At 63.6% G+C, this 22,745-nt stretch carries 20 protein-coding genes; 11 read left to right on the top strand and 9 right to left on the bottom strand.

Annotated features, from left to right (window positions below):
* Nucleotides 1–101: 101 nt before the first annotated feature.
* The 9 genes from sucC (at nt 102) to RGQ15_RS06320 (ending at nt 10,224) form a co-directional block, all read left to right on the top strand.
* Nucleotides 102–1,295: an ADP-forming succinate--CoA ligase subunit beta gene (gene sucC / locus RGQ15_RS06360; protein ID WP_311159376.1), complete on the top strand. Its 1,194-nt coding sequence runs from the start codon at nt 102–104 to the stop codon at nt 1,293–1,295.
* 6 nt (nt 1,296–1,301) lie between these two features.
* The gene (gene sucD / locus RGQ15_RS06355) at nt 1,302–2,186 is read left to right on the top strand and encodes a succinate--CoA ligase subunit alpha (RefSeq protein WP_311159375.1); all 885 of its coding nucleotides are present in this window, start codon (nt 1,302–1,304) and stop codon (nt 2,184–2,186) included.
* 80 nt (nt 2,187–2,266) lie between these two features.
* The gene (locus RGQ15_RS06350) at nt 2,267–2,683 is read left to right on the top strand and encodes a hypothetical protein (protein WP_311159374.1); all 417 of its coding nucleotides are present in this window, start codon (nt 2,267–2,269) and stop codon (nt 2,681–2,683) included.
* 121 nt (nt 2,684–2,804) lie between these two features.
* Complete coding sequence (locus RGQ15_RS06345) at nt 2,805–5,771, top strand: 2-oxoglutarate dehydrogenase E1 component (RefSeq protein ID WP_311159373.1); 2,967 nt, start codon at nt 2,805–2,807, stop codon at nt 5,769–5,771.
* A gap of 1 nt (nt 5,772) precedes the next feature.
* Entirely contained in the window at nt 5,773–7,320 is a 1,548-nt protein-coding gene (odhB, locus tag RGQ15_RS06340; protein WP_311159372.1) for a 2-oxoglutarate dehydrogenase complex dihydrolipoyllysine-residue succinyltransferase, read from the top strand.
* A 172-nt stretch (nt 7,321–7,492) separates the two neighbouring features.
* Nucleotides 7,493–7,750 (top strand): hypothetical protein, encoded by a 258-nt coding sequence (locus RGQ15_RS06335; RefSeq protein WP_311159371.1) that lies wholly within the window; start codon nt 7,493–7,495, stop codon nt 7,748–7,750.
* On the top strand, nt 7,750–8,142 hold the full coding sequence (locus RGQ15_RS06330) for an MAPEG family protein (protein ID WP_311159370.1): 393 nt from the start codon (nt 7,750–7,752) through the stop codon (nt 8,140–8,142). Before RGQ15_RS06335 ends, RGQ15_RS06330 begins: the two co-directional genes overlap by 1 nt.
* Nucleotides 8,143–8,189: 47 nt before the next feature.
* Nucleotides 8,190–9,584 carry a dihydrolipoyl dehydrogenase gene (gene lpdA / locus RGQ15_RS06325; RefSeq protein WP_311159369.1) on the top strand — a complete coding sequence of 465 codons (1,395 nt, stop codon included), beginning with the start codon at nt 8,190–8,192 and terminating at the stop codon, nt 9,582–9,584.
* Nucleotides 9,585–9,729: 145 nt separating this feature from the next.
* Complete coding sequence (locus RGQ15_RS06320) at nt 9,730–10,224, top strand: lytic transglycosylase domain-containing protein (RefSeq protein ID WP_311159368.1); 495 nt, start codon at nt 9,730–9,732, stop codon at nt 10,222–10,224.
* 52 nt (nt 10,225–10,276) lie between these two features.
* Here RGQ15_RS06320 and RGQ15_RS06315 read toward each other — a convergent pair whose 3' ends face one another.
* Nucleotides 10,277–10,717, bottom strand: a complete 441-nt coding sequence (locus RGQ15_RS06315) for a GNAT family N-acetyltransferase (RefSeq protein ID WP_311159367.1) — start codon at nt 10,715–10,717, stop codon at nt 10,277–10,279.
* On the bottom strand, nt 10,714–11,553 hold the full coding sequence (locus RGQ15_RS06310; RefSeq protein ID WP_311159366.1) for an AAA family ATPase: 840 nt from the start codon (nt 11,551–11,553) through the stop codon (nt 10,714–10,716). The genes RGQ15_RS06315 and RGQ15_RS06310 overlap by 4 nt, the downstream gene beginning before the upstream one ends.
* A 161-nt stretch (nt 11,554–11,714) precedes the next feature.
* Between RGQ15_RS06310 and dksA the strand changes: the two genes are divergently transcribed.
* Together dksA and RGQ15_RS06300 are read left to right on the top strand one after the other, a co-directional pair.
* Nucleotides 11,715–12,137 (top strand): RNA polymerase-binding protein DksA, encoded by a 423-nt coding sequence (dksA, locus tag RGQ15_RS06305; protein ID WP_311159365.1) that lies wholly within the window; start codon nt 11,715–11,717, stop codon nt 12,135–12,137.
* A gap of 76 nt (nt 12,138–12,213) precedes the next feature.
* The gene (locus RGQ15_RS06300) at nt 12,214–13,356 is read left to right on the top strand and encodes an FAD-dependent monooxygenase (RefSeq protein WP_409201304.1); all 1,143 of its coding nucleotides are present in this window, start codon (nt 12,214–12,216) and stop codon (nt 13,354–13,356) included.
* Here RGQ15_RS06300 and glmM read toward each other — a convergent pair.
* From glmM to RGQ15_RS06265, 7 genes are all read right to left on the bottom strand, one after another.
* Nucleotides 13,353–14,696: a phosphoglucosamine mutase gene (gene glmM / locus RGQ15_RS06295; RefSeq protein ID WP_311159364.1), complete on the bottom strand. Its 1,344-nt coding sequence runs from the start codon at nt 14,694–14,696 to the stop codon at nt 13,353–13,355. The genes RGQ15_RS06300 and glmM overlap by 4 nt on opposite strands.
* Complete coding sequence (gene folP, locus RGQ15_RS06290) at nt 14,693–15,667, bottom strand: dihydropteroate synthase (protein ID WP_311159363.1); 975 nt, start codon at nt 15,665–15,667, stop codon at nt 14,693–14,695. The genes glmM and folP overlap by 4 nt, the downstream gene beginning before the upstream one ends.
* A gap of 67 nt (nt 15,668–15,734) precedes the next feature.
* On the bottom strand, nt 15,735–16,517 hold the full coding sequence (locus tag RGQ15_RS06285; protein WP_311159362.1) for a dihydroneopterin aldolase: 783 nt from the start codon (nt 16,515–16,517) through the stop codon (nt 15,735–15,737).
* 78 nt (nt 16,518–16,595) lie between these two features.
* A complete protein-coding gene (locus RGQ15_RS06280) occupies nt 16,596–17,108 on the bottom strand; it encodes a cell wall hydrolase (protein ID WP_311159361.1) in 513 nt (170 codons plus the stop codon).
* Between the two features lie 235 nt (nt 17,109–17,343).
* Entirely contained in the window at nt 17,344–19,893 is a 2,550-nt protein-coding gene (locus RGQ15_RS06275; RefSeq protein WP_311159360.1) for a putative PEP-binding protein, read from the bottom strand.
* Between the two features lie 99 nt (nt 19,894–19,992).
* Nucleotides 19,993–22,275: a glycine--tRNA ligase subunit beta gene (glyS, locus tag RGQ15_RS06270; RefSeq protein WP_311159359.1), complete on the bottom strand. Its 2,283-nt coding sequence runs from the start codon at nt 22,273–22,275 to the stop codon at nt 19,993–19,995.
* On the bottom strand, nt 22,275–22,745 hold the full coding sequence (locus RGQ15_RS06265) for a DUF6446 family protein (protein WP_311159358.1): 471 nt from the start codon (nt 22,743–22,745) through the stop codon (nt 22,275–22,277). The genes glyS and RGQ15_RS06265 overlap by 1 nt, the downstream gene beginning before the upstream one ends.

Genomic DNA, 22,745 nt, shown 5'->3' with positions numbered 1-22,745 from the left:
GCGAGAACAAGCCGATTTTACCGCTTTCGCATCCGGAATTGCTTTAGAGCCCAATCCGAATGTGCAAAAAGCCCGGCAACCGATAATTGCGGGGAAGTAGCATGAACATCCACGAATACCAGGCCAAGGCGCTGCTGCGCCAATACGGCGCGCCTGTTTCCGACGGTCGCATCGTGATGAAGGCCGACGAAGCCAAGACCGCCGCTGGCGAACTCGACGGGCCGCTCTGGGTCGTCAAGGCGCAGATCCACGCAGGTGGTCGCGGCAAGGGCCACTTCAAGGAAGCCGAAGCTGGCGAAAAAGGCGGCGTCCGCCTGGCCAAGTCGGTTGAAGAAGCCGAAGAACTGACCCGCCAGATGCTGGGCCGCACGCTGGTCACGCACCAGACCGGCGAAGCTGGCAAGCAAGTCAACCGCATCTATATCGAAGACGGTTCGGACATCGAGCGGGAGCTGTATCTGGCTCTGCTGGTCGACCGCGCCACTTCGCGCGTGTCGTTCGTCGCCTCGACCGAGGGCGGCATGGACATCGAGGAAGTCGCTGCCTCGACCCCGGAAAAGATCGTGAGCTTCTCGGTCGATCCGGCTTCGGGCCTGTCGGACTTCCACGGCCGCCGCGTCGCTTTCGCCCTTGGCCTGCAAGGCGCGCAAGTGAAGCAATGCGTCGCGCTGGTGAAGAACCTGTATCGCATGTTCATCGAAAAAGACATGGAGATGCTCGAGATCAACCCGCTGATCGTCACCCCGGAAGGCAACATCAAGTGCCTCGACGCGAAGATGGGCTTCGACAACAACGCTCTGTATCGTCAGGCCGACATCATGGCGCTGCGCGACGAGACCGAAGAAGATCCGAAGGAACTGGCCGCCTCGAAGTTCGACCTGAACTACATCGCGCTGGACGGTGAAATCGGCTGCATGGTGAACGGCGCAGGCCTTGCCATGGCGACCATGGACATCATCAAGCTGTTCGGCGCCGAGCCGGCCAACTTCCTAGATGTCGGCGGTGGCGCGACCAAGGAAAAAGTCACCGAAGCGTTCAAGATCATCACCTCGGACCCGAACGTCAAAGGCATTCTGGTCAACATCTTCGGCGGCATCATGCGCTGCGACATCATCGCGGAAGGCATCATCGCCGCCGTGAAGGAAGTCGGCCTGCAGGTTCCGCTGGTCGTGCGCCTGGAAGGCACCAACGTCGAGCTGGGCAAAGAGATCATCTCGAAATCCGGCCTGAACGTGATCGCCGCCGATGACCTGTCGGACGCCGCCCAGAAAATTGTCAAAGCGGTGAAGGGGTAATTTTCCATGGCCGTTCTCGTTAACAAAGACACCAAAGTCATCTGCCAGGGCATCACCGGCTCGCAGGGGACCTTCCACACCGAGCAGGCGATTGCCTACGGCACCAAGATGGTCGGCGGCGTCACCCCCGGCAAAGGCGGTTCCGAGCATCTGGGCCTGCCCGTCTACAACTCGGTCCACGAAGCCGTGGCGAAGACCGGCGCGAACGCGACCGCGATCTACGTGCCGCCGCCTTTCGCGGCCGATTCGATCCTGGAAGCCATCGACGCGCAGATCCCGCTGATCGTCGCGATCACCGAAGGCATCCCGGTTCTGGACATGATGCGCGTGAAGCGTGCCCTGCAAGGCTCGAACTCGCTGCTGATCGGTCCGAACTGCCCGGGCATCATGACCCCGGACGAGTGCAAGATCGGCATCATGCCGGGCTCGATCTTCAAGCGCGGCTCGGTGGGCGTCGTCTCGCGCTCGGGCACGCTGACCTATGAAGCCGTGAAACAGACCTCGGATGTCGGCCTGGGCCAGTCCTCGGCTGTCGGCATCGGCGGCGACCCGATCAAGGGCATGGAGCACATCGACGTGCTGCGCATGTTCCTCGACGATCCGGAAACCGAATCGATCATCATGATCGGTGAAATCGGTGGTTCGGCCGAAGAAGAGGCTGCCGAGTTCCTGGCCGAGCAAAAGCGCAAGGGCAAGTGGAAGCCGACCGCCGGCTTCATCGCTGGCCGGACCGCTCCGAAAGGCCGCCGCATGGGTCATGCCGGCGCGATCGTTTCTGGCGGCAAAGGCGATGCGGAATCGAAGATCGAGGCCATGAAATCGGCCGGCGTCATCGTCGCAGACAGCCCTGCGGGCCTCGGCGAAGCCGTTCTGAAGGCTCTTGGCCGGTAACGTCGCGTAAGACTTTTGACTTAGGCGTGGCCCCTTCCTAACTTGAAGGGGCCGCGCCGCAACCGCCGCAGGTGGATGGATTGGACCGCAACGCGATCATCAATGACACGCCCGTCGGGCCCGGCAAGGGCCATGGCGGTTTCATGCGTGATGGTCACCGTCTTGCCTTACCACTGGCCGGAATGCTGCTGCTGAGCCTGAATTCGGGCTGCAGCCGCGCACCGACCGATCTTGTCCTGCCTGGTGGCATTCCCGCCAAGACCAACCTGCACGAGGCTTCGGGCCTGCCGTCGCAAGCCGTGCGCACGGTCAACCGCAACGATGCGGGATGGCGGCTCATCTATCATCCCGGCCGCGCCCCGGCCGGAGCAGAACAACAGGCGGCACGCGCCCTTTGTGGCCTCGAGCGTCGCCGGGTCGCGCAAATCGTGCGGCTGCCGCTGGATGCACCCTTCGACGATCCGGGTGCCTCCAAGATCGACATCATCTGTGCGTGAACGGGCTTGAAGCCATGTCCCAATCGCGTACAGCCCGCAGACCAGCGGATGGCGGCCATGCCCGTCGCCCCGCCACTTCACCAGCCGCCTGAGCGCGACGGCAAGCAACTGGACGATCAAAATGAACGATCAATCCCCCAACGCAACATTCCATGACTCCAGCTTCCTGCAGGGCCAGAACGCGGTCTATGTCGAGCAGCTCTACGGCCAGTGGGCGAAAGATCCCGCCGCCGTCGACGCGGCATGGGATGCGTTCTTCCGCAGCCTCGGCGATGACGAGAACACCGTCACCCGCGAAGCCAAGGGGGCAAGCTGGCGCCGCGCCGACTGGCCGCCGGCACCCACGGACGAAATGACTTCGGCGCTGACCGGCGAATGGCCGATGATGCCCAAGGCCGAGGCCAAGGCCGCGTTGGACAAGATCGCTGCGAAAGCGGGCGAAAAGGGCGTCCAGCTTTCAGACGATGTGCTCAAGCGCGCCGTTCTGGACAGCATCCGCGCGATCATGCTGATCCGCGCCTTCCGGATTCGCGGCCACCTGCACGCCAATCTTGATCCGCTGGGCATGCGCGACATTCCCGACCATGGCGAACTGAACCCGGAAACCTACGGCTTCACCGCGGCCGACATGGATCGCCCGATCTTCATCGACAACGTTCTGGGCCTGCAGATCGCCTCGATCCGCCAGATCACCGACCTGATGAAGCGCACCTATTGCGGCACCTTCGCCATCCAGTTCATGCATATCTCGAACCCCGAGGAAGCCGCCTGGCTGAAAGAGCGGATCGAGGGCTATGGCAAGGAAATCGCCTTCACCCGCGAAGGCCGCCGCGCCATCCTGAACAAGCTGGTCGAGGCCGAGGGCTTCGAGAAGTTCCTGCATGTCAAGTACATGGGTACCAAGCGCTTCGGCCTTGACGGCGGCGAAGCCCTGATCCCGGCGATGGAGCAGATCATCAAGCGCGGCGGCGCGCTCGGCGTGAAGGAAGTCGTGATCGGGATGCCCCACCGCGGCCGCCTGTCGGTCCTGGCCAACGTGATGCAGAAGCCCTATCGCGCGATCTTCCACGAATTCCAGGGCGGCAGCTTCAAACCCGAGGACGTGGACGGGTCGGGCGACGTGAAGTATCACCTCGGCGCCTCGTCGGACCGCACTTTCGACGACAACACCGTTCACCTGTCGTTGACCGCCAACCCCTCGCATCTCGAGGCGGTGAACCCGGTCGTGCTGGGGAAGGTCCGCGCCAAGCAGGACCAGTTGTCGGACCAGACCTACCGTTCGGCCGTGCTTCCGATCCTTCTGCATGGCGATGCGGCCTTCGCGGGTCAGGGCGTGGTTGCGGAATGCTTCCAGCTTTCGGGCATCCGCGGCCACCGCACCGGCGGCACGATGCATATCGTGGTCAACAACCAGATCGGCTTCACGACCGCGCCGCATTTCTCGCGCACCTCGCCCTATTGCACCGATATCGCGCTGATGGTCGAAGCCCCGATCTTCCACGTGAATGGTGACGACCCGGAAGCGGTGGTCCATGCCGCGCGCGTGGCGACCGAGTTCCGCCAGAAATTCCACAAGGACGTGGTCCTGGATATCATCTGCTACCGCCGCTTCGGTCATAACGAAGGCGATGAGCCGATGTTCACCAACCCGCAGATGTACAAGGCCATCAAGGGTCACAAGACGACGCTCCAGCTCTATACCGATCGCCTGGTTGCCGAGGGCCTCGTGCCGGAAGGCGAGATCGAAGAGATGAAGGCCGCGTTCCAGTCGCACCTGAACGAGGAGTTCGAGGTCGGCAAGAACTTCAAGCCGAACAAGGCTGACTGGCTGGATGGCAAATGGTCGGGGCTCGAGATCGAGGGCGCCGAATACAATGCCGGCTCGACCGGAATCTCTTCCGAGACGATGGCCGAGATCGGGACCGCGCTGACCCGGGTTCCCGAAGGCTTCGAACTGCACAAGACCGTCGGTCGTCTTCTCGATTCTAAGAAGCAGATGTTCGAAAAGGGGGAAGGCTTCGACTGGGCGACCGGCGAAGCGCTGGCCTTTGGCTCGCTCGTGCTCGAAGGCCACCCGGTGCGCCTTGCAGGTCAGGATTCGACCCGCGGCACCTTCTCGCAGCGTCATTCGGGTATCGTCGATCAATCCACCGAAGAGCGTTACTACCCGCTCAATCACATCCGTGGCGGTCAGGCGCGCTATGAAGTCATCGACTCGATGCTGTCGGAATACGCGGTGCTGGGCTTTGAATACGGCTACTCGCTGGCCGAGCCGAATGCCCTGACGCTTTGGGAAGCGCAGTTCGGCGACTTTGCCAACGGCGCGCAGATCATGTTCGACCAGTTCATCAACTCGGGCGAAAAGAAATGGCTGCGCATGTCGGGCCTCGTCATGCTGCTGCCGCACGGTTTCGAAGGCCAGGGCCCCGAGCACAGCTCGGCGCGTCTGGAACGCTTCCTTCAGTTGTCGGCCGAGGACAACTGGATCGTCGCGAACTGCACGACCCCTGCGAACTACTTCCACATCCTGCGCCGCCAGCTTAAGCGTCCGTTCCGCAAGCCGCTGGTCCTGATGACGCCGAAATCGCTGCTGCGTCACCCGCTTGCGATCTCGAAGGCCGAGGAATTCCAGACGGGCTCGACCTTCCACCGCGTGCTTTGGGATGATGCGGAACGCGGCCGTTCGGACCTGACGCTGAAGCCCGATGCCGAAATCAAGCGCGTCGTGATCTGTTCGGGCAAGGTCTACTATGACCTGCTGGCAGCGCGCGATGCCGCCGGTGCCGACGATGTCTACCTGATGCGTCTGGAACAGTTCTATCCGTTCCCCGCCCAGGCCATGTCGAAAGAGCTCGAGCGCTTCAAGGAAGCCGAGGTCGTCTGGTGCCAGGAAGAGCCCAAGAACCAGGGCGGCTGGACTTTTGTCGAGCCGAATATCGAGTGGGTTCTGTCGCGCATTGGCGCCAAGCACGCCCGTCCGCGCTATGTCGGTCGCGCCGCATCTGCCTCGCCCGCTACGGGTCTTGCTTCGCGCCACAAGGCCGAGCAGGAGGCCCTTGTGAACGAAGCCATCACCATCGGGGAGTGAAATGGCAATCGAAGTACGCGTCCCCACGCTGGGGGAATCCGTGTCCGAAGCAACCGTCGCCACCTGGTTCAAGAAACCGGGTGACACGGTGGCCGTGGATGAAATGCTCTGCGAGCTGGAAACCGACAAGGTGACGGTCGAGGTTCCGTCGCCGGCGGCCGGCAAGCTGGCCGAGATCGTCGCCGCCGAAGGCGAAACGGTCACGCCCAACGCCTTGCTCGCCCAGATTGCGGAAGTGGGGAACGCTGGCCCCGAAGAAATGTTGCCCAAGGCAGAAACGGGCACGAAGCCCCAGGAAGGACAGAAAAAGATGAGCGGAAAATCCGTCGACGTGATGGTGCCCACCCTGGGCGAAAGCGTCACCGAAGCCACCGTGGCGACCTGGTTCAAGAAGGTCGGCGATGCCGTCGCGCAGGATGAGATGCTGTGCGAACTGGAAACCGACAAGGTTTCGGTCGAGGTTCCTGCCCCCGCTGCGGGCGTTCTGGCCGAAATCCTGGCCGAGGAAGGCGCAACCGTCGACGCGACTGCCAAGCTTGCTGTCATCACCGAGGGTGCCGCCGGGGCTGCACCGGCGAAATCCGCCGAACCCGAAGCGAAAAAGGCCGCAGCCGTCGCCTCGCCCGGCGCCGGCCCCGAAACGCCTGCCGCGCGCAAGGATGTGGAAGATGCTCCCTCGGCCAAGAAGGCCATGGCCGAAGCCGGCATCTCGCGCGATGCGGTGACCGGAACCGGCCGCGATGGCCGTGTGATGAAGGAAGATGTCGCCCGCGCGGGTTCGGCACCGGCCGCTTCCGTCGCCCCGACCCCTGCCGCCGCTCCGCGCTCGCCGTCCTCGGCCGAGGACGCCGCCCGTGAAGAGCGCGTCAAGATGACCCGCCTGCGCGCCACCATCGCACGCCGGCTGAAGGATGCGCAGAACACCGCCGCGATGCTGACCACCTATAACGAGGTGGACATGTCGGGCGTCATGGAACTGCGCAACACCTACAAGGATCAGTTCGAGAAGAAGCACAAGGTGAAGCTGGGCTTCATGTCCTTCTTCGTGAAGGCCTGCTGCCACGCGCTGAAAGAGGTCCCGGAAGTCAACGCCGAGATCGATGGCGGCGATGTCGTCTACAAGCATTTCGTCCATATGGGCGTCGCCGTCGGCACGCCGAATGGCCTGGTCGTTCCGGTCGTCCGCGATGCCGACCAGAAGAGCTTTGCCCAGATCGAGAAAGAGATCGGTGAACTCGGTGCCAAGGGCCGTGACGGCAAGCTGACCATGGCAGAAATGCAGGGCGGCACCTTCACCATTTCGAATGGCGGCGTCTATGGCTCGCTGATGTCCTCGCCGATCCTGAACCCGCCGCAATCGGGTATTCTCGGGATGCACAAGATCCAGGAACGCCCGGTCGTCGTGGACGGCCAGATCGTCATCCGCCCGATGATGTACCTGGCGCTGAGCTACGATCACCGCATCGTCGACGGCAAGGGCGCCGTGACCTTCCTCGTGCGCGTCAAGGAAGCGCTGGAAGATCCCCGCCGCCTGCTGATGGATCTCTGATCCTTGCCGGGGGCGCGCACTGCCCCCGCCATGCCGCCGCTGCGGCACAGAAGGCACGGCGCGGCCCCGGCTTGCGGGGCTGCGCAACTCTTTCCGGCCTGTCCCGTTGAGACGCATCGGGCCGCCACTATTCGCCTCTTGCGGTTCCGGATCGAAGCCAAGGAGTGATGCCATGAGCCAGATGATCGCCCATTACAAACTCGCCGATTACGCGCGCTTTCGGACCCAATTCGACGCGGATGCCGAAGATCGCAGCAATAACGGTCTGTCCTTGCTGCAACTCTGGCGCGAGACGGATGCCGATGCCTGGGCATTGTACCAGATCGGCGACGCGGTGAAGGCCAAGGCATATCTCGACGGAGCGGCCGGTGTCTTCAACAGCCAGGCCGGCGTTCTGGCCGCCGAGTTCCATTTCGTCGAGACCGCTTGATGTCGGCTGAAACGACCGCACTTGCCCTTGCCGCCTTGCTGCAGGCCGTCCAGATCGGACTGGCCGGCGCCTCGATGAACCGCGACACCGGCGTCGAATGGAATGCAAGCCCGCGCGACCAGCAGCCCGAGTTCTCGGCCAGGACGGGGCGCCTCCGGCGCGCCGTCGACAATCATTTCGAGGGGTTGGTGCTGTTCACCATCGCCGTGGTGTTGGTGATCGTCACCGATACCGGCGGGCTGCTGACGGCCATCTGCGCCTGGCTCTATCTTCTCGCCCGAATTCTTTATGTCCCCGCCTATGCCCTGGGCTGGTCGCCCTGGCGATCGCTGATCTGGGCGGTGGGCTTTGTCGCAACCCTGGTGATGATCGTCACCACCCTCTTCACATGAACGAACCGGCGCAGGACAGTCGCGCCGGCTGATGCAAGGAGACCTCAATGTCCACCTATGACCTGATCGTGATCGGCGCCGGCCCCGGCGGCTATGTCTGCGCGATCCGCGCCGCCCAGCTGGGCCTGAAGGTCGCCTGCGTCGAGGGCCGCGAAACCCTCGGCGGCACCTGCCTCAACGTGGGTTGCATCCCGTCCAAGGCCCTTCTGCACGCAAGCCACATGCTGCACGAAACTCACGAGAACTTCGAAAAGATGGGCCTGATGGGCGCCCATGTCGAAGTCGATTGGGCCAAGATGCAGGGCTACAAGACCGAAACGGTCGGGGGCAATACCAAGGGCATCGAGTTCCTGTTCAAGAAAAACAAGATCGACTGGATCAAGGGCTGGGCCGAGATCGAGGCCGCGGGCAAGGTCAAGGTCGGTGACACCACCTATGAGACGAAGAACATCGTCATCGCCTCGGGTTCCGAGCCGTCCAGCCTCAAGGGTGTCGAGGTCGACAACGAAGCCGGTGTCGTCGTCGATTCGACCGGCGCTCTGGCCCTGCCGAAGATCCCGAAAAGCATGGTCGTGATCGGCGCCGGCGTCATTGGCCTTGAACTCGGCTCGGTTTATGCCCGCCTCGGCGCCGAAGTCACGGTCGTCGAATTCCTAGACGCGATCACGCCCGGCATGGACGGCGAGGTTCAGAAGCAGTTCCAGAAGATCCTGACCAAGCAGGGCCTTAAATTCGTCCTTGGCGCCGCCGTTTCGGGCACCACCGTCGAAGACGGAGCCGCGAAAGTCGCCTATAAGCTGCGCAAGGACGACAGCGAGCACGTGATCGAGGCCGAAACCGTGCTCGTCGCCACGGGCCGGCGTCCCTATGTTGCGGGCCTTGGCCTCGACAAGGTCGGCGTTGAGCTGAACGAGCGCGGAATGGTGAAGGTCGACGACCATTGGCAGACCTCGGTCAAGGGCATCTACGCGATCGGCGACGCCGTTCCGGGCCCGATGCTCGCCCACAAGGCCGAGGACGAGGGCATGGCGGTTGCCGAAGTCATCGCCGGCAAGCATGGCCACGTGAACTACGCGGTCATCCCGGGCGTGATCTACACCACCCCCGAAGTTGCCTCGGTCGGCCTGACGGAAGAGACCGCCAAGGAATCTGGCCGCAAGGTCAAGGTCGGCAAGTTCCCCTTCATGGGTAATGCCCGCGCCAAAGCCCTGTTCCAGGCCGAAGGCTTCGTCAAGATGGTCGTCGACGCGGAAACCGACCGCGTGCTGGGCTGCCACATCATCGGCCCGAATGCCGGTGAGATGATCCACGAAGTTTGCGTCGCGATGGAATTCGGCGCCTCGGCCCAGGACATCGCGCTGACCTGCCACGCCCACCCGACCTGCTCGGAAGCGGTGCGCGAGGCCGCGCTTGCCTGTGGCGGCGGCGCAATTCACGTCTGATCGGCAAAATACCACCGGACTCGCCGCCAAACGGCGGCGAGATTCCGCCGAAGGGCCGTTCTCCATGGAACGACCCTTATCTTATGATTTCTCGTGTCGGACAGCCGGGGCTACAGTCTTCGACAACGATAATTCGAGGGCAGTCATGAAATCCCTGATCGGTATGCTGGCGCTGGGTGGCGTTCTTGCGCTGAGCGCATGCGGCGATAACCGGGTTGATCCCGACCGCCGTTATCTGGTCGAGCCCCGCGCCTCGGCCGCCGACACGATCGGCCTTCATGTCAATGAGACCCCGGAACTGCGCCGTCTCATCAATAAGTATTCGGCCGAGTATCAGGTTCCACCCGAACTGGTCCATCGCGTCATCATCCGCGAGTCGCATCACCGCCCGGGCGCGCGCAATGGTCCCTATTACGGCCTGATGCAGATCCTGCCCGCGACCGCGCGCGGGATGGGTTATGGCGGCTCGGCCAACGGGCTGCTCGATGCGGAAACCAATCTCAAGTATGGCGTCAAGTATCTTCGCGGCGCATATCTGGTGGCGGACGGAAATCAGGACGCTGCCGTGAAATGGTATTCGCGTGGCTACTACTATGAAGCCAAGCGCAAGGGCCTGCTGGAAGAGACGGGCCTACGATAAAAGGAAAACGGCAAGAACCCTTGGCGGCCCCCTTCAGGGGCCGTTTTCTCATTCAGGACTTGCGATTGTAGCGAATGAAGGGCGATTTTACCGCCACCCGGTCGTAAAGCATCCGACCTGCGTAATTGTCCTCGGCCGTCAGCCAATAGACGGCGGGAACTCCGGCCTCGTCGGCTTCGGCATAGACTGCCTCGATAAGTGCCCGGCCGATCCCCTTGCCTCGCGACTCCGGGCTCGTGAACAGATCCTGCAGATAGCAGACGCCCTCATCGCGCCAGAGGTTCGGGTGAAAGACGAAATGAACGAGCCCCAACAGCTTGCCATGCTGCTCGGCAACGATCCCGCGGAAATCCCGAGGATCATCCCTCATCAATCGGGTGAACGCCTTGTCGTAGAAGGCTTCGGACCTGTCGGGAAAGCCGTAGAAAGCCTGATATCCCTGATACAGCAGTTCCCACTCGGCACGATCGGTCGCGCGCACGGCCCGGATCATCGCTGCCGCCGCGCCATGAATGCAAGGCGTTCGAACAAGGCCACGTCCTGTTCGTTCTTCAAGAGCGCACCGTGCAGCTTGGGCAGCATTTCTCCGGCTGGGCGGCGCAGATCCTCTGGTGCCAGATCTTCGGCGAGGATCAGCTTCAGCCAATCCAGCAACTCGCTGGTCGAAGGCTTCTTCTTCAACCCCTGCACATCGCGCAGCTCCAGAAACTGCGTCAGCGCCTCGTCCAGAAGACGGGGCTTCAGGTTGGGGAAATGAACTTCGACGATCCGCTTCAGCGTGCCCTCGTCAGGGAAGCGGATATAGTGGAAAAAGCAGCGGCGCAGAAAGGCGTCCGGCAGCTCCTTTTCATTGTTCGAAGTGATGATGACGATCGGACGCTGGCGCGCGCGAATTGCCTCGCCCGTCTCGTAGACATGAAACTCCATCCGGTCCAGTTCCTGAAGCAGGTCGTTCGGAAACTCGATATCGGCCTTGTCGATCTCGTCGATCAGCAGCACGACCTTGGCCTCAGCCTCGAATGCCTGCCAAAGCTTGCCCTTGCGGATATAGTTCGCGATGTCATGAACCCGCGCATCGCCCAACTGGCTGTCGCGCAGACGCGAGACGGCATCATATTCATAAAGCCCCTGCTGCGCGCGGGTCGTGGATTTCACGTTCCATTCGATGATCGGCAGGTCAAGGCTTTGCGCCACCTGCCGGGCAAGCTCAGTCTTGCCCGTCCCCGGCTCTCCCTTGACCAGAAGCGGGCGTTCAAGCGTGATCGCGGCGTTCACGGCGACCGTCAGATCGGGCGGAGCAACATAAGATTTTGTCGAGGAAAACTGCATCCGCCTGTCCTTTGCGCAACCTGCGCGAGACTACGCAGCATGTTGTGGCTGCGCAAGCGCAGCCGAGAAACATGCCGGAAAGGGCTAGTGACAAGTCGCGCACCATACTTTATGCGGGCCGCAAGGAGCTGGCATACAGGCGCCCGGCTCCCGGAGGAACTATGAAAGCCCAAACTTTCCTGCCCGAAGACTATCGCCCCGCCGAAGACGAACCTTTCATGAACGAACGGCAGCTCGAGTATTTTCGCCGCAAGCTGATCGCCTGGAAGCAAGAACTCCTGGATCAGTCAGCCGAAACGCTCGAAGGCCTGCAGAACAGTGCGCGCAATGTGCCCGATCTCGCAGACCGCGCCTCGGAGGAAACGGATCGTTCTCTCGAATTGCGGACCCGCGATCGTCAACGAAAGCTCGTCAACAAGATCGACGCGGCCCTGCGACGGATCGAGACCGGTGAGTATGGTTACTGCGAAATGACCGGCGAACCCATCAGTCTCAAGCGGCTCGACGCGCGACCCACCGCCACCATGACGCTGGAAGCGCAAGAAAAGCACGAGCGCAAGGAACGCGTTTACCGCGACGACTGATCGATAGGCACCCCTTTTTGTCGGCGGTGCACCTTGCCGCCGATAGGCGGTTTTTTTAATGTCCGGGTGATCTTGCATGCCCCGTCCGATGACGCTTTCCGTCACCATTGTCGGCGCAGGCGTCGCAGGCCTGACAGCCGCCTGCGCCCTGGCGCATCGTGGTGCCCAGGTTCGGGTGCTCGAGCGTGCCGGCGCGCTGCGCGAAGTCGGCGCGGGTCTTCAGATTTCCCCCAATGCCGCACGCGTCATCGAGGCGCTTGGTCTCTGGTCGCGGTTCGAGGCAATCAGCCTTCCCTCGGAACGGGTCGAGTTGCGGGACATGGGTGGCGGCCTGGTTGCCGGGCTCGACCTCGCGCGCTTCCGCCCGAACGATCGCTTCCGGCTGGTCCATCGCGCGCGTCTCGTCGAAATGCTGGAAACCAGCGCGCGCGAGGCGGGCGTGAAGATCGAGCTGGGCCACGACATCCGCGAAATTCCTGAAGATAGCGATCTGGTCGTCGGTGCCGACGGCGTCAAAAGCCGCATACGTCCGCTTCTGAACGGATTCGAGGCGCCGTTTTTCACGGGTCAGACCGCTTGGCGAACCCTGATCCGTGACGAAAGCCCCTCGGATCACGCGGCCCAGATCTTCATGGGGCCTGGGCGACATGTCGTCAGCTACCGGCTTGCAGGCGGAATGCGCAACATTGTCGCCGTGATGGAGCGACCCGATTGGCATGACGAAGGCTGGTCGCATCCCGGCGATCCGAACGAGCTTCGGTCCAATTTCTCGCGCTTCGGGGGGCCGGTCCCTGACTGGCTTTCCCGCGTCGAGGAGGTCGGACTATGGGGATTGTTCCGCCACCCCGTCGCAGAGCACTGGTATCGTGCCGACGGGACGGGACCCGCCGTGGTCCTGATCGGGGATGCCGCCCATCCGACCTTGCCCTTCATGGCACAGGGTGCGGTCATGGCAATCGAGGATGCCTGGGTGCTGGCAGCCTGCCTTGAAAGCCAGCCCGATCTGACCACAGCCCTCGCACATTTCGAGAACCTGCGTCGTCCTCGTTGCCGGCGCATCGTGCAGGCCGCGAATGGCAATGCGCGGAATTACCATCTTCGCGGCCCGGCACGAGCTGTGGCACATGGTGGATTGCGTGTCCTGTCCCGGCTGGCGCCCGGTCACCTGATCGAGCGCTTTGCCTGGATCTACGACTATGACCCGACCACGGCAGCTTAGGCCGCGCGTTCCACCGCCGCGACAATCCCTTCGACCACTTCGCGCAGGACCGTTTCGTCCTCGGCTTCGGCCATGACGCGGATCAGCGGCTCGGTTCCCGATTTGCGTATGAGCACCCGTCCCGATCCGTTCAACCGCGCCTCGGCACGGGCGATCTCGGCCTTGACCTCTGCGGTGGACAAGGGATCGGCCCCCGCCTGATAGCGCACGTTCTTCAGCAACTGGGGCACGGGCTCGAACTGCGCGACAAGTTCGGATGCCTTGCGACCACTGTCCGACAGCGCTGCAAGGAATTGCAGCCCCGCGATCAGCCCGTCGCCCGTCGTCGCGTAATCGGTCATCACGATATGGCCCGACTGTTCGCCGCCAAGGTTGAAGCCCGCACCGCGCATGCGCTCGACGACATAGCGATCGCCCACGGCGGTCCGTTCGAGCCGCAAGCCGCGTCCTTGAAGGAAACGCTCCAGCCCAAGGTTCGACATGACAGTGGCGACCAGGGCGCCGCCCCGCAGCCGCCCCTGCTCGGCCCAACGGCCAGCCAAGAGCGCCATGATCTGGTCACCATCGGCAACCTGTCCCTTTTCATCGACGATCATCACCCGGTCGGCGTCACCATCGAGGCTGATCCCCATATCCGCGCCATGTTCCAGAACCGCGCGCGCGCAGGCCTCGGGATGAGTCGAGCCTACGCCGTCGTTGATGTTGTTGCCATTGGGTGAAACCCCAAGGGCAATCACCTCGGCCCCCAGTTCCCACAAGACATCGGGGGCCGCGCGATAGGCAGCGCCATTTGCGCAATCGACCACGACCTTGAGCCCATCAAGCCGGTGACCCACCGGAAAAGTGGTCTTGGCATATTCGACATAGCGGCCTCGGCCATCGTCGATGCGCTTGGCGCGTCCGATATTCTGTGGCTGCGCGGGAACGATTTCGCCCGCGACGATCGCCTCGATCTCGGCCTCTGCTTCGTCGGACAACTTGAACCCGTCGGGACCGAAGAACTTGATGCCGTTATCGACGGCCGGGTTGTGACTGGCCGAAATCATGATGCCCACATCGGCCCGCATCGAACGCGTGAGATAGCCCACTGCAGGGGTCGGGACCGGCCCCAGCAGCAAGACATTCATGCCCGTCGAGGTCAGTCCCGCCGTCAGCGCATTTTCCAGCATATAGCCCGACAGGCGGGTATCCTTGCCGATCACCACACGGTGCCTGTCCTGCCCGTTGCGGCGGAAATACCGTCCGGCGGCCGCGCCCAGGCGCAGCGCCATCTCGGCGGTCATCGGATGCGTGTTCGCTCGCCCCCGGACGCCATCCGTTCCGAAAAGTTTCCTGCTCATTCACCCTCCCCGGTCACGGCCCGCCAAAGGGCGAAGCCCTGCCTTGTTTCTTCCACGTCATGAACGCGGTGGATCTGTATGCCCTGCGCGACCCCGGCCAGCGTCACGGCCAACGTCCCGGCCACCCGATCGGCCGCACGTTCCGCCCCGGCGATACTGCCGATGAACCGCTTGCGCGAAACTCCCAGCAGCACGACGCAACCCAAACCATGAAACAGCGAAATTCGCCGCAGGATGGCAAGATTATGCGCCTCGGTCTTGCCAAAACCAATGCCGGGATCGACGACGATCATGTCCCGGGGGATTCCCGCCTGTTCGGCCCGCGCAACCCGCTCGGCCAGGGCGTCGTAGACGTCGAGCAGCACATCACCATAGCTCGGATCGTCCTGCATCGTCTCTGGAACGCCCTGTGCATGCATGATGCAGACCGGCACGCCCGCTCGTGCGACGACCCCCGCCATGTCCGGATCGAAATCAAGACCCGAAACGTCGTTGACCAGCCCGGCGCCAGCCTGGATGGCCGCCAACGCCACGGGGGCCTTGCGCGTATCGACCGAGATCGGGGCGAGGTGCCGGGCCGCCGAAACCACGGGCGCAATGCGGGCGATTTCTTCTTGCGATGGCACCTCCCGTGATCCGGGCCGGGTCGATTCGCCGCCGATATCAAGGATTTCCGCACCCTGCGCGACCAGTTTCCGGGCCTGCTCGACAGGATGATAACTTCCTCCGTCCGAAAAGCTGTCCGGCGTCGCGTTCACGATTCCCATGATCCGAGGCCGCTCCATTGACATCCCCAGCACCTTGCAGCGCGGGGCGGTCAGGCGGGCCAGCAGATCGCTCGGGATCTTATCCACCACAATGGGCGGCTCTCCTCGACGCAGCAACTCGCAGTGCGAAAAGCCTATCCAGCCGCCGGCGAGTTGCCAGCGCCCATGCTCGACGGGAATCGGTCGGTAATAGGCTTGGGACATGGTCGTCGACTTCTCGTTTCAGGCGGTGCAGGGAGCCGCGGCACGCGCGCCCCGCGCAAGGAAAGGATCAATGCCGGTCCGTGGGAATGGTGAACCCTTGCGGTGCCTGAGGCAGAGCCACCCCGTCGGCCAGCGACCATTCCAACCGTTCGGCATGAAGGCGGTCGGCAAGCCAGAAGGCCAGGTCGGTCGAACATGCGGCCACAGTCGCGATATCGCGGACCATTCGGGCAGGCGCCCAGACCACCGCCCGTCCCTCGGTCGCCGCCCAGTCAAGTTCGGTCCGGCTGTCGGCGACGGTCAGACCCAGCCGCCCGGCTAGAGCCCACGCCGCCTGATCAAGCGCGAGCAAGGCGATTTCGCGTTCATTTCCGCCTTCTGGCAAGGGCAGGCACGGATCGTCCGGCACGAGAACGGCGGCCATGTCAGGCAAGTTCACCGGAGCGCCGTGGAAGATGACACGGATCGGCGCGGAGATCTCTTCGGCAGCGACCAGTGCCCGGTTGCGGGTCAGGGTAACTCCCAGGGCGCCAGGGATCCGGTCAAGCTTTTCGACCGTCACCGTTACGCGCGCAGCCCGGGGATGCACCAGAACCTGCGCGGCGATCTTCTCGGCCAGCGTCTCAAGCAGATCGTAACGACGATCAGCCAAACCTGCGGCCACGGCCCCCGTCAGCACGTCATAACTGAGAATGCTGTCCACTTCGTCATCTGCACCGACGACCAGCGTAGCCAATTCGACGTCGACATTGAAACGCAGACGCTGGGCGTGTCCCCGCTCGGTCTGGAAGGCGCCGATTTCCGCCGAAACGACGTAGTCGCGCAGGTGAATGCGATCGGGACTGTTCATGCCGAAGCATTTCTCAGGAAAACGGCCCCGCCGCAAGGGACGGGGCCGTAACAGATCGGGCAAAACTGCGTCAGGCGATCAGTTGGCGGCCAGCCGCCGATCCGAGCGGTAGAAGTAGTGGCTGCCAATATGCGCGGTGCGTTCGAACCGGCGCGACCAGGACGGGCGCACGGCACGGGTGTGGAAATAGGTGGCACCTTTGGTCAGGTTGCGCGGCCCGCCCTGAAGCGCGGTCGTGGCAATCTTTTGCGCCCGGACGAAGGCGCCCTGCTCGCGGATGCGGGTCTTGCGATAGGTGAACTGGCCCTTCTGGTTCACGACGCCGCAGACGGTTTTCGGGAACTTTGGGTGATCCACGCGGTTGAGAATGACCTCGGCAACGGCACGCTGGCCCTGCGAGCCCTCGCCACGGGCCTCGAAGTAGAGAGCTTCGGAGAGGCATTGAAGATCGGTGCTGCTCACCTTGGAGGAACCGGTCTTGGTGTTTTCACGAGGTTGGGTTTCGGCATTGGCCGGAACAGCAACGACGGAGGAAAGCGCAATAGCTACACACAGGGAAACGCGCGCCAGCCATGACAAAGGTGTCGACATGTTGGTCCTGTTACAAAGGAACCCGGCTCACTGTCCGGACGGGGTTGATCTGATAGGCCGCTTCGGGCCCGTTCGCTGATCGTTAATGACCCGAATCGAGCGGCGGCTATCCAGCCCATAATCCTCTTGTATGCAGCGAATCCGTCTAAGTGCCCTGATTCCAGCGGAAACCCGCCGACCCAAAAAACGCCAACGGGCAGGATTCGGCCAGAACTGGTGACTCTGTGGTCACGGCCTAGGACGGATTTTCAGCCGCATCGCGCTGCATCAGGATCGATTCCTGTGCCGCAGCCAACCGCGCGACGGGCACGCGGAAGGGCGAACATGACACGTAATTGACACCGGCGCGCAAGCAGAAGGCGATCGATTCAGGGTTGCCGCCATGCTCGCCGCAGACCGAAATGGTGATGCCCGGAGACTGGGCGCGCGCGCGTTCCGTCCCGATTGCAACCAGTTCGCCGACACCGTCCTGGTCGAGGATGTGGAACGGATCGTCGGCATAGACCCCCTGCCCGACATAGGTGCCCATGAACCGCCCGGCATCGTCGCGCGACAGGCCATAGGTCATCTGCGTCAGATCGTTCGTGCCGAAGGACAGGAAAGACGAATGCTCGGCGATCTCGCCCGCCCGCAATGCGGCCCGCGGCGTCTCGACCATCACGCCCAGCCGATAGGTGAAATCCTTGCGCGTCTCGTTTCGAACCGCGGCAGCGACCGCGTCGATGCGGGTCTTGACCAGTTCGACCTCGCGCCGGGCGCTGACCAGCGGGATCATGATTTCGGGAACGACGGGCGCACCGTTATGGCTCGCCTGGATGGTCGCCTCAAAGATTGCCCGCGCCTGCATGTCGTAGATCTCGGGCACAGTGATCCCCAGCCTGACGCCGCGCATGCCCAGCATGGGGTTGAATTCGGACAGGGCCTCGACCCGACGTGTCACGTCCGAAAGCGGCAGGTCCAACGACTCCGCCAGTTCGCGCATTCCTTCGCGGTCATGGGGCAGGAATTCATGTAAGGGCGGATCGAACAGCCGGATCGTGACCGGAAGCCCCGCCATGATCTCGAAAAGCTTGATGAAGTCGCCCCGCTGCATCGGCAGAAGCCGTTCGAGCGACAGGCGACGGTCCTCGGGGTGCTCGGCGAAGATCATCTCGCGCATCGCCGGCAGACGCTCATCGTCAAAGAACATGTGCTCGGTGCGGCAAAGACCGATGCCCTGCGCATTGAACATGCGGGCCGTTCGGGCATCCTCGGGCGTGTCGGCATTCGCGCGGATGCGGATGCGGCACAGCTCGTCTGCCCATTCCAGAAGCTGGTTGAAACTGTCGTCGAGCGCGGGTTCAAGCATCTCGGCCTCACCCGCAAGAACCTCGCCCGAGGTGCCGTCGATGGTGATCAGCTCACCTTCGTGAAAGGTGCGCCCATCCGCCTGCATCGTCCGCGCGCGCAAATCGATGGAAATCCCCGATGCCCCGACAATGCAAGGAAGACCGATACCGCGCGCGATGACCGCAGCATGGCTGGTCATCCCGCCGCGCTCGGTCAGAACGGCGACGGCAGCGTGCATGCCGCGAATGTCTTCTGGAACGGTTTCGCGGCGGATCAGCACCGACCGCTCACCCCGCGCCTCGGCAGCCTGCGCCGCGGCGGCGGTGAAGACGATCTGACCGGTTGCGGCGCCGGGGCTTGCGTTGATCCCCTTCGCTATGAGATCGCGAGGCGCATTCGGATCAACCTGGTAATGCAGCAGATCGGAAAGAGCGCGCGGTTCGATCCGCATCACCGCTTCCTCGGCCGGGATGACCCCGTCACGGGCCAGGGCCACGGCGATACGCACACCGGCTCGGGATGAACGCGGCACCCTGACCGCGTCGATGATCGCAAGCTTGCTGTCGGAGACGACGAATTCGACCTGCATCTCTTCGCGCAAACGCTCGCGGGCGGCGACGCCATATCGGACGAGATCGGCAAAGACTTCGGGCGCGGCCTCCTCAAGCGAGGGTCCGCGGGGATCTCGGGTCAGGTAGAGGGTTTCAGCCCCCTGCCCCTTGGCCCGTCCCTGCATCTGCCCCCGGAATCTTCCGGTGATACGCGGCATTCCCGTCATGCTGTCGATAAGCTGGATCGAACCCGACCCCGTGACGCCCGGCCCGATGGCAAGCGCCATGTCCTGAACGATCAGCCCCAGCGGCGCGACCGGGGGCGCACCCTTGGCCTGGCGCAGCAACCTTGCCGTCGGTCCATCCCAGGCCCGCGCCATGCTGCGCAGCACTTCGGCCAGCTGGCGTGTGGGGTCCTGCGGAAATTCCTCGTCGGTTTCGGCCTCGTACGCACGCAGCGCCACCCCCAGGTCCCCGCCACTGTCCGAAAACATGTCAGGATCCAGACGCGCGACATGGATTGCGTAGGACTGGACGAAGCCCAGATAAAGCGCATCGGCCGCCGCCTTGCCGCGCGTTTCGACCAGGCGGGCGTGGCAAGCATCGTTGATGCCCACATTCAGAACCGTACCCGGGCCGCCCCAGGCCGGATTAGCCGCCGAGGGCCGAACGCTCACAAGCCCCTCGGCCCGCTCGATGATGGCCGCCAGGCGCGAACGGTCCAGCATCTGGCCCGCGGCAATCGCCCGGACCGCGTCCGACGAAATCGCGAAGCTCGTCGGCACCGGCAGGTTCATCCGCACCAGCCGCTGCAGGCACTTCGCCCGCCAACCGTGGCGCGCGACCTGAACCCCCGCCGAGGGGGTGATTTCGACGATGGCATCGTGTTCGGTCAGCGCGGTCATGGTGGCGTCACATTAGGCATGCGCCAGAACCCGCTGCAAGCGCGAAGAAGATGACAAAAAGGGGGCTTCCGCCCCCTTCTGCCGGCAATTTTTGGCTGCTCAGCCCTCGATCCGGCTGAAATCGGCGATCAGCCGCCCCGCCTCGCGGATGCGCGAAAGCAGGTTCAGCCGGTTGCGGCGGACGATCTGGTTGTCGGTGTTGATCTGCACCGCTTCGAAGAAGGCGTCGATCGGGCCGCGCAGGCTGGCGATGGCGGTCATCGCGGCGGGGAAATCCTCGGCCTTGACGGCGGCGCGGATCGCCGGTTCCGCGGTGTCGAGCGCCGCGAAAAGCCCGCGCTCCTGCTCGGTCTCGGCGAATTTGACATCCGCGCCGAAGCTGTATTCGACGCCGTCCTTCTCTTCGGCCTGGCTCAGGATGTTCGAGGCGCGCTTGAGGCCCTGCAGCAGGTTGGTGCCGTCCTCGGTCCCCAGCACGTCCGACAGCGCGCGGGCCCGGTTCACCAGCAGCACGAGATCGTCATTGCCCGGCATCGCGAGGCCCGCGTCGATGATGTCGTGGCGCACGCCTTGGTCGCGGAGGAAGACTTTCAGCCGGTCGTGGAAGAAAGCGAGGAGATCCCCACCAACCTTATCGTAATTGATTGTCGCACCGTCGAACAGCTTGTTCGCCTCCGTTTCAAGTGCGGCAGGGCCAATACGATCCTTCGTCCAGTCCTGAAGACTTTCGAACCGCTGCTCGGCGTTCTTGCTGCGCGATTTAGGCAACCGCTCACCTTTTATAAACGCTGCATAAAGTTCGTCTTTTGCGGCCTCATCGAAACTCGAAACGATCGTAGCGTAGTCGAGCAGCAGACGCTGATACGAGGCGCGCTGTGTAAATTCGTCGAGATTTACCCGCACTCCGTTCGCTAGCACCAGCCGGATCACGCCAAGCGCGGCACGGCGCAGGGCGAAGGGGTCCTTCGAGCCGGTCGGCTTCTCGTCGATCGCCCAGAAGCCGGTCAGCGTATCCAGCTTGTCGGCCAGCGCGACGGCGACCGAAACCGGCGCGGCAGGCACCTCATCCGACGGTCCGAGCGGCGAATAGTGGTCGCGCGCCGCATCGGCGACGGCAGCCGGCAGGCCCGCCTCGAGCGCGTAGTAGCGGCCCATCGTGCCCTGCAGCTCGGGGAACTCGCCGACCATGGCCGAGCGCAGGTCGAGTTTCGCGACCTTGGCGGCCTGCTCGGCCAGATCGGCATCGGCGCCGACCAGCGGGGCGATCTCGCGCGACAGCGCCGCGATGCGGTCGATCCGGTCGGCCTGCGAACCGAGCTTGCTCTGGAAGGTCACGGATTTCAGGCTCTCGGCCCAGTCCGCCATGCCCGATTTCGCCTCGCGCAGGTCATTGTCCCAGAAGAAGGCGGCGTCCGACAGGCGGGCGGCCAGCACGCGCTGGTTGCCCTTCAGGATCGTTTCGCCATGGTCCGGCGTCTCGATATTGGCGACGGTGACGAAGCCCTCGATCCGCCCGGTCTTGGGGTTCTTGGCCGAGAAGAACTTCTGATGCTCCTTCATCGAGGTCTGCAGCACCTCGGGCGGCAGCGCGAGGAAGCGCTCCTCGATCGCGCCCATCAGCGGCACCGGCCATTCGACAAGGCCCGCGACCTCGGTCAGCAGCCCGTCATCAGGGACGATCTCCCAGCCGCGGGCGAAGGCGAGATTGGCGGCCTCCTGGCGGATCGCGGCCGCGCGCTCGGCGCTGTCGAGCATGACCTTGGCGCGGCGCAGCTTGGCGGCGTAATCGTCAAAGCTGGAAACTGTGATCTCGTCCGGGGCCATGAAGCGGTGACCACGGGTCGTGTTGCCCGAGGTGATGCCCTCGATCTCCAGCGGCACGATATTGGCGCCGGCCTCGTCACTCAGGATGCAGATGATCGAATGCAGCGGTCGCACCCAGCGCAAGCTGCCCGACCCCCAGCGCATGGATTTCGGCCAGGGGAAGTCGCGGATGGTGGCCGTCAGCACCTCGGCCACGATCTCGGCGGCGGGGCGGCCGGCCTTCTCGATGGTGGCGAACCAGACCTGGCCCTTCTTGTCGTCGCGCGCCTCGAGCTGCTCGCGCGTCAGGCCGGTCGAGCGCAGGAACCCTTCCAGCGCGGCCTCGGGGGCGTCGATGCGCGGCCCTTTGCGTTCTTCGCGGGTGGTCGGGCTATGGGCGGTCAGGCCCTCGACGGCGAGGGTCAGGCGGCGCGGCGTCGAGAATGCGCCGGCCGAGGCATAGGTCAGGCCAGCGGCCACCAGCCCGTCGGTTACCATTTTCTTCAGGTCTTCGCGGGCGCGGGCCTGCATCCGCGCCGGGATTTCTTCCGAGAAAAGCTCGATCAGAAGGTCGGGCATCAGTCCATTACTCCGCGTTCGGGGGTCTTGTCGTTGAATTGGTGCCAGCCATAAGCGCGGCCATCTGGATAGACGGCGATCACGCGATCCACATCGGGGCGGATCTCGGGCTGAGAGAGATAAGCCTTGGCCGCGCCCGAGGCCAGATCGGCCTGCAATTGCCCGGCGTCAAAGCAGGAAAACCAGTTCGGCCCGACCAGCGGCGTCGGCTGCGCGAAAACTTCGGCCCCCTCGGGCAAGGGCCGGTCTAGGCGAAAGCATCCGCGCCAGCGGATGGGCGAGCTTGAGGCGTCGATCGCCTCAAGCTCGCCCACCTCCAGTGTGACGGGCTGACCATCGGCAATGACGGTCAGACCTATGCCCGCCGGATCGACCCGTTCATAAAAGCCATATTCCTGCGCATACCAGACCCCGACGCCCGCAGCGAGTGCGGCGCCAAGGATCAGCAGCGCGGGAATGCGACCGTTCAA

It is taken from the genome of Paracoccus sp. MBLB3053 (genome assembly GCF_031822435.1).
In the GTDB taxonomy this organism is placed as follows: Bacteria; Pseudomonadota; Alphaproteobacteria; order Rhodobacterales; family Rhodobacteraceae; genus Paracoccus; species Paracoccus aurantius.
Note: the sequence above shows the minus strand (reverse complement) of the source record. Positions and strands in the feature narration are given on the sequence as shown.